Origin of the sequence: Pseudomonas sp. SWRI81, assembly GCF_014268545.1 — a bacterium.
Classification (GTDB): Bacteria; Pseudomonadota; Gammaproteobacteria; order Pseudomonadales; family Pseudomonadaceae; genus Aquipseudomonas; species Aquipseudomonas hamedanensis.
Genome location: NZ_JABWQS010000051.1, coordinates 25,114 through 36,222, shown reverse-complemented (window position 1 = coordinate 36,222; position 11,109 = coordinate 25,114). Strand labels below are relative to the sequence as shown.

At 61.7% G+C, this 11,109-nt stretch carries 11 protein-coding genes; 7 read left to right on the top strand and 4 right to left on the bottom strand.

Annotation, left to right across the window (positions count from 1 at the left end; translation table 11 throughout):
- Positions 1-109: 109 nt before the first annotated feature.
- Positions 110-784, bottom strand: coding sequence for a ribose-5-phosphate isomerase RpiA (gene rpiA / locus HU765_RS23710; RefSeq protein ID WP_007913886.1), 675 nt, complete (start codon positions 782-784; stop codon positions 110-112).
- A 319-nt stretch (positions 785-1,103) separates the two neighbouring features.
- Between rpiA and ilvA the strand changes: the two genes are divergently transcribed.
- On the top strand, positions 1,104-2,618 hold the full coding sequence (gene ilvA, locus HU765_RS23705) for a threonine ammonia-lyase, biosynthetic (RefSeq protein ID WP_186551246.1): 1,515 nt from the start codon (positions 1,104-1,106) through the stop codon (positions 2,616-2,618).
- Positions 2,619-2,659: 41 nt separating this feature from the next.
- A complete protein-coding gene (locus HU765_RS23700) occupies positions 2,660-3,073 on the top strand; it encodes a DUF2269 family protein (RefSeq protein ID WP_186551245.1) in 414 nt (137 codons plus the stop codon).
- A 94-nt stretch (positions 3,074-3,167) separates the two neighbouring features.
- On the opposite strand, the gene HU765_RS23695 is transcribed toward HU765_RS23700, so the two are convergent.
- A complete protein-coding gene (locus HU765_RS23695; protein WP_186623373.1) occupies positions 3,168-3,824 on the bottom strand; it encodes an HAD family hydrolase in 657 nt (218 codons plus the stop codon).
- Positions 3,825-3,967: 143 nt separating this feature from the next.
- Here HU765_RS23695 and HU765_RS23690 point away from each other — a divergent pair, with 143 nt between their 5' ends.
- Both HU765_RS23690 and ptsP read left to right on the top strand, forming a co-directional pair.
- Positions 3,968-4,447, top strand: coding sequence for an RNA pyrophosphohydrolase (locus HU765_RS23690; RefSeq protein WP_003229203.1), 480 nt, complete (start codon positions 3,968-3,970; stop codon positions 4,445-4,447).
- A 22-nt stretch (positions 4,448-4,469) separates the two neighbouring features.
- Positions 4,470-6,749 (top strand): phosphoenolpyruvate--protein phosphotransferase, encoded by a 2,280-nt coding sequence (gene ptsP, locus HU765_RS23685; protein WP_186623371.1) that lies wholly within the window; start codon positions 4,470-4,472, stop codon positions 6,747-6,749.
- Between the two features lie 159 nt (positions 6,750-6,908).
- Here the strand turns inward: ptsP and HU765_RS23680 are convergent, their stop codons facing one another.
- A complete protein-coding gene (locus tag HU765_RS23680; RefSeq protein WP_186623369.1) occupies positions 6,909-7,655 on the bottom strand; it encodes an NRDE family protein in 747 nt (248 codons plus the stop codon).
- 130 nt (positions 7,656-7,785) lie between these two features.
- Here HU765_RS23680 and HU765_RS23675 point away from each other — a divergent pair, with 130 nt between their 5' ends.
- From HU765_RS23675 to HU765_RS23665, 3 genes are all read left to right on the top strand, one after another.
- Positions 7,786-8,568 carry a sulfite exporter TauE/SafE family protein gene (locus tag HU765_RS23675; protein ID WP_186551241.1) on the top strand — a complete coding sequence of 261 codons (783 nt, stop codon included), beginning with the start codon at positions 7,786-7,788 and terminating at the stop codon, positions 8,566-8,568.
- An 80-nt stretch (positions 8,569-8,648) separates the two neighbouring features.
- Positions 8,649-9,464, top strand: a complete 816-nt coding sequence (gene lgt / locus HU765_RS23670) for a prolipoprotein diacylglyceryl transferase (RefSeq protein WP_090287239.1) — start codon at positions 8,649-8,651, stop codon at positions 9,462-9,464.
- Positions 9,465-9,514: 50 nt separating this feature from the next.
- A complete protein-coding gene (locus HU765_RS23665) occupies positions 9,515-10,486 on the top strand; it encodes a thymidylate synthase (RefSeq protein ID WP_186623363.1) in 972 nt (323 codons plus the stop codon).
- A 124-nt stretch (positions 10,487-10,610) separates the two neighbouring features.
- Here the strand turns inward: HU765_RS23665 and cadR are convergent, their stop codons facing one another.
- Positions 10,611-11,060, bottom strand: a complete 450-nt coding sequence (gene cadR, locus HU765_RS23660) for a Cd(II)/Pb(II)-responsive transcriptional regulator (protein WP_186551239.1) — start codon at positions 11,058-11,060, stop codon at positions 10,611-10,613.
- Positions 11,061-11,109 lie beyond the last annotated feature (49 nt).

Here is an 11,109-nt window from a genome sequence, read left to right as displayed (position 1 = left end):
CGCGAATGCGGTGGATCAGTCAATGAAGATATTGGCTGATCCACCGCATTCGCGAGCAAGCCCGCTCCCACAGGAGATTTCATCCTGCCCAAAGAGTGCGGGCAGTCTGTTACTCAGCCTTCAGCGTTTTCACACCTTCGCTCGTGCCCAGCAACAACAAATCCGCCGGGCGCGCCGCGAACAGGCCATTGGTGACCACGCCGACAATGGCGTTGATCTGCGCTTCCAGCTCCACCGGGTTGGTGATCTGCAGGTTGAACACGTCGAGGATGATGTTGCCGTTGTCGGTCAGCACGCCTTCGCGGTACACCGGGTCGCCACCGAGTTTGACCAATTGGCGAGCGACGTGGCTGCGCGCCATCGGGATCACTTCCACCGGCAGCGGGAATTCACCGAGCACTGGCACCAGTTTGCTGGCGTCGGCGATGCAGATGAACGTCTTGGCCACGGCGGCGACGATCTTCTCGCGGGTCAGGGCCGCGCCACCGCCCTTGATCAGGTTCAGGTGCGCGTCGCTTTCATCGGCGCCGTCGACGTAAAACTCCAGGTCGCTGACGGTATTGAGCTCATACACCGGAATCCCGTGGCCCTTGAGGCGCGCGGCAGTGGCTTCGGAGCTGGCAACCGCGCCATCGAACGCGCCCTTGTGCTGGGCCAGGGCATCGATGAAGCAGTTGGCGGTGGAGCCGGTGCCGACGCCGACGATGCTCTTGTCATCGAGTTTCGGCAGGATGAAGTCGACGGCGGCCTGGGCTACGGCCTGTTTGAGTTGATCCTGGGTCATGCGGGCTCCGGAAGCGGGCAAGGGGTGGGCAGAAAGGCCGGCATTATAGGCCCCGCGGCGGTGCAGGGGGAAACACCCTGTGGCGAGGGGATTTATCCCCGTTCGGCGGCGCAGTCGTCGTAAAACCCAGGAACGCGGTGTAACTGAAAAAATGCAGGGGAGCGCTTCGCACTCCAACGGGGATAAATCCCCTCGCCACAATGGTGCTCACTCAAGAATGGCTTTCCAGACCTTAAAACCACCTGTTTAGTGTGGTCGTCCGGTTGAAAGCCGGGTTAGACTCCCCGGTCCCGCCCAACCCGCTCAGTGATGCTTTCCGATGCTCGAACAGTACGTCAAAAAGATCCTCACCTCGCGCGTTTATGACGTTGCCGTAGAAACCCCGCTGCACAACGCTCGCCAGCTCTCCGAGCGGCTGGGCAACGACATCTGGCTCAAGCGCGAAGACTTGCAGCCGGTGTTCTCGTTCAAGATTCGCGGCGCCTACAACAAGTTGACCCAACTGAGCGACGCAGAACGCGCCCGTGGCGTGGTCACTGCTTCGGCGGGCAATCATGCGCAGGGTCTGGCTCTGGCGGCGAAAGTGTTGGGCGTCAAAGCCACCATCGTCATGCCCAAGACCACTCCGGAAATCAAGGTTGAAGGCGTGCGCTCGCGCGGCGGCAAAGTCGTGCTGCACGGTGATTCGTTTCCCGAGGCGCTGGCCTACTCGCTGAAACTGGTCGACGAAAAAGGCTACGTCTACATCCATCCCTACGATGACCCGCACACCATTGCCGGGCAGGGCACCGTGGCGATGGAGATTCTGCGTCAGCACCCGCAACCCCTGGACGCGATTTTCGTCCCGGTCGGCGGCGGCGGGCTGATCGCCGGTATCGCCGCGTACGTCAAATATCTACGGCCAGACATCAAGGTGATTGGCGTCGAACCCGACGACTCCAACTGCCTGCAAGCGGCCATGGCCGCCGGTGAGCGCGTTGTCCTGCCGACCGTGGGCATCTTCGCCGACGGCGTGGCGGTGGCGCAGATCGGCCAGCACACCTTCGACATCTGCAAGGATTACGTCGATGAAGTGATCACCGTCAGCACTGACGAGATCTGCGCGGCCATCAAGGACATCTACGACGATACCCGCTCGATCACCGAACCTGCCGGCGCGTTGGGCGTGGCCGGGATCAAGAAGTACGTCGAGCAGCGCGGTGTCAGCGGCCAGACCTTTGTCGCCATCGATTCCGGCGCCAACGTCAACTTCGACCGCTTGCGCCACGTCGCCGAACGCGCCGAACTGGGCGAGGGTCGCGAGGCGATCATCGCTGTGACCATTCCCGAGAAGGCCGGCAGCTTCAAGGCCTTCTGCGAAGCCATCGGCAAGCGCCAGATCACCGAATTCAACTACCGCTACAACACCGGCAGCGAAGCGCACATCTTCGTCGGCGTGCAGACTCACCCCGACAATGACCCACGCAGCGCCTTGCTGGCGAGCCTGACCGAGCAGGGCTTCCCGGTGATCGACCTGACCGACAATGAGCTGGCCAAGCTGCACATCCGCCATATGGTCGGCGGTCGCGCGGCGCAGGTGGTCGATGAAGTGGTGCTGCGCTTCGAATTCCCGGAACGTCCGGGCGCGCTGTTCAACTTCCTCAACAAGCTCGGCGGGCGCTGGAACATTTCGATGTTCCACTACCGCAACCACGGCGCGGCAGACGGCCGCGTGGTCGCCGGCCTGCAAGTGCCCCATGACGAGCGTCATCTGGTGCCGGCGGCGCTGGCTGAAATCGGCTACCCGTACTGGGACGAAAGCGACAACCCGGCTTATCAGCTGTTTCTTGGCTGAGCGGCTACGCTGATGGGCATGGACCTACGGATGAGAACTGCATGGAAACCCTGACTACCCTGAAAGTCCTTCACGTCGCGGCGACCGTAGTCATACTCGCGAGCGGACTGGGGCTTGCCGCCCTGACCTGGCGTAATCGCAGCGAAGGGGCGGCCAGCACGATGCAGCGGCCCTGGCTGTTTATCTGGTGTTTGATGCTGATCGCTATGCTCAGCATGCCGTTCACTGGCTGGTGGCTGGTGCACCTGGTTGGCTGGCCGTTGGGGCAATTGTGGATCCTGGGGTCCAGCGTGATCTATGCCGTGGCCGCGTTCAGTGCGGTCTGGCTGCTGGTTCGGCTGAATCGGCTGTGGACAAGCGGAAAGGGCAATCGGACATTCAATCTGGCGCTGGCGATTGTCAGCGGCGTCGGATTTGTCGCCATAGCGGCGTTGATGGGGGCCAAACCGGTTTAAGGCTTGAGACCGCGTCGGCCCGATCGCGAGCAGGCTCACTCCTACATTTGAAATGCGTTCCCTTGTAGGAGTGAGCCTGCTCGCGATAGCGATGTCAGCCGCGCAACGAAATCACCGGCCAGCCACGCTTCTCGGCTTCGGCGCGCAAATTCGGATCCGGATCCACAGCGACGGGATTCGCCACCTGCTCCAGCAACGGCAAGTCATTCATCGAATCGCTATAGAAATAGCTGTCCTCAAGCGAATAACCAGTCTCTTCCAGCCAACGATTGAGCCGCGTCACCTTGCCTTCACGGAAGCACGGGATGTCAGTGCTGCGCCCGCTGTAGCGGCCATCGACCATCTCGCATTCGGTAGCGATCAGGGTTTCGACGCCCAGGCGCACGGCGATCGGTGCAGTGACGAAGCGGTTGGTCGCGGTGATGATCACCAATTTGTCGCCGGCGTCGCGGTGCTGCTTGAGCAATTCCAGCGCTTTGGGCAGCACAATCGGCTCGATGCAGTCGCGCATGTAATCGCTGTGCCATTGATCGAGCACAGCCATCTCGGTGCGGCCGAGAATTTCCAGGCAGAAGTTCAGGTAGGCGGCGTTATCCAGCTTGCCGGCCAGGTAATCCTGATAGAACTCGTCGTTGCGCGCCTTGTAGGCGATCGGGTCAAGGAAGCCGCGCTCGCACAGATAATCGCCCCAGGCGTGATCGCTGTCGCCGCCCAGAAGGGTGTTGTCCAAATCGAATAGAGCCAGGCGCATTGCAGTTACCCGCTGAAAAGTCGGTAAAAAGGCGACAAGAATACGGTCTTTTCACAAGAGTGCACATAAGGTAGGAACCTTCGTTGCCGCCTGATCAAGCTTTGTGGAACAATGCGGCGACATGCGTTTGCGAGGTTGTTGCCGTGATCGACCCCGATGGTTTCCGCCCCAATGTCGGGATCATTCTGACGAATGACGCCGGCCAGGTGCTATGGGCTCGCCGTATCAATCAGGACGCCTGGCAGTTTCCGCAAGGGGGCATCAACCCCGAGGAGACGCCGGAAGACGCCTTGTACCGCGAGCTGAACGAAGAAGTTGGCCTGGAACGTGAAGATGTTGAAATACTGGCCTGTACCCGAGGCTGGTTGCGCTATCGTTTGCCGCAACGTCTGGTGCGTACCCACAGCCAACCGCTGTGCATCGGCCAGAAACAGAAATGGTTTCTCCTGCGCCTGATCTCCAACGAGCAGCGGGTGCGGATGGATTTGACCGGTAAACCGGAGTTCGATGGCTGGCGCTGGGTCAGCTATTGGTATCCGTTGGGCCAGGTGGTGACATTCAAGCGCGAGGTGTATCGCCGCGCCCTCAAAGAGCTTGCCCCGCGCCTTTTAGCGCGCGACTGACGACGGAGTTCGACCCCGAGCCATGCTCAATACGCTGCGCAAGATCGTCCAGGAAGTTAACTCCGCCAAGGATCTCAAGGCGGCGTTGGGGATTATTGTGTTGCGCGTCAAAGAGGCCATGGGCAGCCAGGTCTGCTCGGTCTACCTGCTTGACCCCGAGACCAACCGCTTTGTCCTGATGGCCACCGAGGGCTTGAACAAGCGCTCGATCGGCAAGGTCAGCATGGCTCCCAACGAAGGTCTGGTCGGTCTGGTCGGCACGCGTGAAGAACCCCTGAACCTCGAGAACGCCGCGGATCACCCGCGTTATCGCTACTTCGCCGAAACCGGTGAAGAGCGTTACGCCTCGTTCCTCGGTGCACCGATCATCCACCACCGCCGCGTCGTCGGCGTGTTGGTCATCCAGCAGAAAGAGCGGCGCCAGTTCGACGAAGGTGAAGAAGCCTTCCTCGTGACCATGAGCGCGCAGCTCGCCGGCGTCATCGCCCACGCCGAGGCCACCGGCTCGATCCGTGGTCTGGGCCGTCAGGGCAAAGGCATACAGGAAGCCAAGTTCGTCGGCGTGCCGGGTTCACCGGGTGCTGCCGTCGGTACTGCGGTGGTCATGCTGCCGCCGGCGGATCTGGACGTGGTGCCGGACAAGCCCATCACCGACATCAACGCTGAGCTGGCGCTGTTCAAGACCGCCATCGAAGGCGTGCGCGCCGACATGCGCGCGTTGTCCGCCAAGCTGGCGACCCAGTTGCGTCCGGAAGAGCGCGCGCTGTTCGATGTCTACCTGATGATGCTCGACGATGCCTCGCTGGGCAGCGAAATCACCACCGTGATCAAGACCGGCCAGTGGGCGCAGGGCGCGCTGCGTCAGGTGGTCACTGAGCACGTCAACCGTTTTGAACTGATGGACGACGCCTACCTGCGTGAGCGCGCCTCGGACGTCAAGGACCTTGGTCGCCGCCTGCTCGCCTATTTGCAGGAGGAGCGCCAGCAGAACCTGGTCTACCCGGAAAAAACCATTCTGGTCAGCGAAGAGCTGACCCCGGCAATGCTTGGCGAGGTGCCGGAAGGCACGCTGGTCGGTCTGGTCTCGGTACTCGGTTCGGGTAACTCCCACGTCGCGATTCTCGCCCGGGCCATGGGCATTCCGACGGTAATGGGCCTGGTTGACCTGCCGTACGCCAAGGTCGACGGCATTGAAATGATCGTCGACGGCACCCGTGGCGAGGTCTACACCAACCCGAGCGAAGTGCTGCGCAAGCAGTTTGCCGAGGTCGTCGAAGAAGAGAAACAACTGGCGCTGGGTCTCGACACCCTGCGCGACTTGCCGTGCGTGACCCTCGACGGCCACCGCATGCCGCTGTGGGTCAACACCGGCCTGCTCGCAGACGTGGCGCGGGCGCAGAAGCGTGGCGCCGAAGGGGTCGGTCTGTACCGCACCGAAGTGCCGTTCATGATCAACCAGCGCTTCCCGAGCGAGAAGGAGCAACTGGCGATCTACCGCGAACAGCTCGCCGCGTTCCACCCGCAGCCGGTGACCATGCGCAGCCTCGACATCGGCGGTGACAAGTCGCTGTCGTACTTCCCGATCAAGGAAGACAACCCGTTCCTGGGCTGGCGCGGTATCCGCGTCACCCTCGATCACCCGGAAATTTTCCTGGTGCAGACCCGCGCGATGCTCAAGGCCAGCGAAGGCCTGAACAACCTGCGGATTCTGCTGCCGATGATCTCCGGCACCCACGAACTCGAAGAAGCCCTGCACCTGATTCACCGTGCCTGGGGCGAGGTGCGCGACGAAGGCACCGACGTGCCGATGCCGCCGATCGGGGTGATGATCGAAATTCCCGCAGCCGTTTACCAGACCAAAGAACTGGCGCGGATGGTCGACTTCCTGTCCGTCGGCTCCAACGACTTGACCCAGTATTTGCTGGCGGTCGATCGCAACAACCCGCGGGTGGCCGATCTCTACGACTACCTGCACCCGGCGGTGCTGCAAGCCCTGCAAACCGTGGTGCGCGACGCTCATGCCGAAGGCAAACCGGTGAGCATCTGCGGCGAAATGGCCGGTGATCCGGCGGCGGCGGTGCTGCTGATGGCGATGGGCTTCGACAGCCTGTCAATGAACGCCACCAACCTGCCGAAGGTGAAATGGATGTTGCGCCAGGTCAATCTGAGCAAGGCCCAGGCGTTGCTGGCTGAGCTGATGACCATCGATAACCCGCAAGTTATCCACAGCTCACTGCAGTTGGCGCTGAAAAATCTCGGCTTGGCCAAGATGAATCCGCCGGTGGTCACCAAGGCCCTCTAGTCGCTGATGGGTCTGTGGCGAGGGAGCTTGCTCCCGCTGGAGTGCGAAGCGCTCCCAATCGGGCCAATGTCATCACATTTGTCTGTTGCGACTGCTGCGCAGCCGAGCGGGACGGTGCGACGATTCGACAAGCCTCCCTCGCCCCACATTGATGTCGCTTCAAATAGTGATCTCCACCTCACCCAAGTGCCCGCCATACGGCCCAAAACTGCGCTCCACCATCCGCCGCGTCCCGTCCGCCTGCACAATCAACGCCGTACTCGCTCGCGTCCCGTAACTCTGACTGGCAATGAATACACTCGACAGCAGCGATTCTGTCGCCAGCCCCACCCCGGTGTTCGGCAACTCGGCCTCCGGCGCGGTCTGCGCATCGCTCAACAACGCCAACAGCCGCTCCGGCTGCGGATCGTCCAGCACCGCGTTCAACGCAGCCTTGGCCTTGAGCAGTTTAGGCCACGGCGTATCCAGCCCCGCGTTGGATAACCCATAAATCCCAGGCTCAAGCATCACCGGCTCCGACGCCCGCGCATTGAAGTGCCACAGCTCATGGGCATTGCCGAGCAACAGGTTGAACCCGGCGTACTCCGCCGAACGACCGACCACATCGCGCAAATAATCATCAATCGACAGATCATCCACGAGAAACCGCGCCACTAGTTCGCCACGGGATTTGGCCGCCGGCGGCTGCTGCGGATCGCGGATATTCGTTAGCGCAGCAAAGCGCCCGTTGGCACCAATTCCCAGCCAAGTGCCGCCAGCTTCCAGATCACGCCCAGCCCGTACCTGCGGCGCTTCCGACCACGGCGCCAGCGGCAGGCTTGGCCGGGCGTAGAATTCGTCACGGTTGGCCGCGACGATCAGCGGCAGGGCATGGCCCGGGCGCCAGGCGAAAACAATCAGGCACATAAGGTGGTCCTTGTGTGATTTTTGCTCACTCTACGCATCCGGCGCCCGTGCATCCATCGCCAGTGGAGCAGAAGGCCGCGCATCCGTTACCATGCCGCTCCTGTTTCGGGGATGCGTCTGGGAGAAGGACATGGAATTTCTGCTCTATCTGGCGCTGGGCGCCTGCGCAGGCGTGCTGGCCGGGCTGTTCGGGGTTGGCGGCGGGATCATTATTGTCCCGGTGCTGGTGTTCAGTTTCACCTTGCAAGGCTTCGACCCGTCGATTCTCACGCATCTGGCGGTCGGTACCTCGCTGGCGACGATCATTTTCACCTCGGTCAACGCCGTTCGTGAACATCACCGTCGGGGCGCGGTGCGCTGGCCGATCTTCATGTGGATGACCGTGGGCATTCTGCTCGGCGCCGGGTTCGGTGCCTTGACCGCCGAGGCAATCTCCGGGCCGAACCTGCAAAAGATCATCGGCGTGTTCGCCCTGGTAATAGCCGTGCAATTGGCGCTGGATGTCAAACCCAAGGCCAGCCGAACGGTGCCGGGTAAACTCGGTCTGACCGTGGCCGGCAGCGTCATTGGCTGGGCGTCGGCGATTTTTGGCATCGGTGGCGGTTCGCTGACCGTGCCGTTCCTGACCTGGCGCAGTGTGCCGATGCAGCAAGCCGTGGCGACCTCGTCGGCCTGCGGTCTGCCGATTGCCTTGGCCAGTGCATTAAGTTTCATGATTCTGGGGTGGCACGATCCGTTGTTGCCGGCCCATAGTCTCGGTTTTGTGTATTTGCCGGCATTGCTGGGCATCGCCCTGACCAGCATGGTGTTCGCCCGTCTCGGCGCGCGTCTGGCGCACAGGTTGTCGCCGCGCTTGCTGAAGCGGCTGTTCGCCGCGTTGCTGTTTTGCGTAGGTTTGAGCTTCCTGCTTTGATCGCGCGGCAATCCTGGCTTAATCCTGAGGTGGCAGCGTCGCCCGGGAATTTTCGCTTTCAACTCTAACGAGGAGTCGCAATGCTGCCTTACCCGCAGATCGACCCGGTGGCCCTGGCCATCGGTCCGCTGAAAATCCACTGGTACGGTCTGATGTACCTGATCGGCATTGGCGGCGCGTGGCTGTTGGCGTCGCGTCGGCTCAACCGCTTCGACCCAACCTGGACCAAGGAGAAGCTCTCCGATCTGGTGTTCTGGTTGTCGATGGGCGTGATTGTCGGCGGCCGTCTGGGCTATGTGCTGTTCTACGATCTGAGCGCCTACCTGGCCAACCCGACGCTGATTTTCGAGGTGTGGAAGGGCGGCATGTCGTTCCATGGCGGTTTCATCGGCGTGATGCTGGCGGCATTGTGGTTCGGCAAGCGCAATGGCAAGTCGTTCTTCCAACTGATGGACTTCGTCGCGCCGATGGTGCCGATCGGTCTTGGCGCCGGGCGCATCGGCAATTTCATCAACGCCGAGCTGTGGGGCAAGGCCACCGACGTGCCGTGGGCGATGGTGTTCCCGCCGTTCAGCGATCCGGCGCAACTGCCGCGTCATCCCTCGCAGCTGTATCAGTTTGCCCTCGAAGGCGTGGCGCTGTTCCTGATCCTCTGGCTGTTCTCGCGCAAACCGCGCCCGACCATGGCCGTTTCCGGGATGTTCGCGTTGTTCTATGGCATCTTCCGTTTCATCGTCGAGTTCGTCCGCGTCCCGGACGCCCAGTTGGGTTATCTCGCGTGGAACTGGCTGACCATGGGCCAGGTGCTGTGCGTGCCGATGATTGTCGGCGGGCTGTTCCTGATCTGGCTGGCCTATCGTCGCGCACCGGCAGCGCCGCTCGCCCCGACGGCTTAAACTACGAACCCCGGCGCGCGACGCCGGGGCTCAAAGGACACAGGTAACTCATGAAGCAATATCTCGAACTGGTCTCGCACGTCATCCAGAACGGCACCAAACAGGCCAACCGCACCGGCATCAACACCATCAGTTTCCCCGGGGCGATGCTGCGTTTCGATCTGCAGGAAGGCTTCCCGGCGATCACCACGCGCAAGATGGCCTTCAAATCCGCCATCGGCGAGATGTGCGGCTTTCTGCGTGGCGTGAACAACGCCGCGCAATTCCGCGCGCTGGGCTGCAAGGTCTGGGACCAGAACGCCAACGAAAACGCGCAATGGCTGGCCAACCCGTTCCGTCAGGGCGACGACGACCTCGGCGAAATCTACGGCGTGCAATGGCGCAAATGGCCGGCGTACAAGCAGATCCCGCTGAGCAACACTGCCGCCATCAAACAAACCTTGAGCAACGGCTACAAGCAGATTGCCCAAGGCGAAGAAGACGGTCAGGCCTACGTGGTGCTGTACAAAGCCATCGACCAGGTACGCCAGTGCGTCGACACGATCATCAACGATCCGGGCAGCCGCCGCATCCTGTTCCACGGCTGGAACTGCGCCCAGCTCGATGAAATGGCCCTGCCGCCGTGCCATCTGCTGTACCAGTTTCACCCGAATGTCGAGACCAAAGAGATCTCGCTGACCCTGTACATCCGCTCCAACGATCTGGGGCTGGGCACGCCGTTCAACCTCACCGAAGGCGCCGCGCTGCTGAGTCTGATCGGTCGCCTGACCGGCTATACGCCGCGCTGGTTCACCTATTTCATCGGTGATGCGCATGTCTACGAAAACCACCTGGACATGCTCAACGAACAGCTCAAGCGCGAGCCGTTTGCCATGCCGAAGCTGAAGATCTCCGACCGCGTGCCGGAGTTTGCCAAGACGGGTGTGTATCAGCCGGAGTGGCTGGAGTGGGTCGAGCCGAGCGATTTCTCGCTGGAAGGCTATGAGCACCATGCTCCAATGACCGCGCCGATGGCGGTCTGACAGGCAGTACATGAACCTGTGGGAGCGAGCCTGCTCGCGAAGAGGGCGTGTCAGTCATAGATGGGTCGACTGATACACCGCTTTCGCGAGCAAGCCCGCTCCCACATTGGGGTCTGTGCGTTTCTTAGTGGCCGTGACTGCGGCCTACGTGGGAATGCTCAACCTCTGTCGCAACAACCCCGCCACTCACTTCCAGCCGCTGCAAAATCCCGCATTGATCCGCCTCCGGCCCTTCGCCGCAACGCTGGCGCAGCTCGAGCAGTTGTGTCTGCAAGGCCAGTAACCCGTCAATGCGCGCCTTCACGTGTTGAATATGCTCGTCGATCAACGCGTTGACGCTCTCGCACTGATCCTGCGGGCTGTCGCGCAGGGCGAGCAGGCTGCGGATTTCTTCGAGGGTCATGTCGAGGGTGCGGCAATTGCGGATGAAGGTCAGGCGCTCGGCGTGGGCCTGGGTGTAGACGCGGTAGTTGCCGTCGCTGCGGGCCGGTTCCGGCAGCAGGTTTTCGCGCTCGTAGTAGCGGATGGTTTCTACGGCGCAGTCGGTGAGTCTGGCCAGTTCTCCAATCTTCATCGCGGCAATCTCCAAAAGGGTGCTTGACCCTATAGTGGCTACAGGGTCT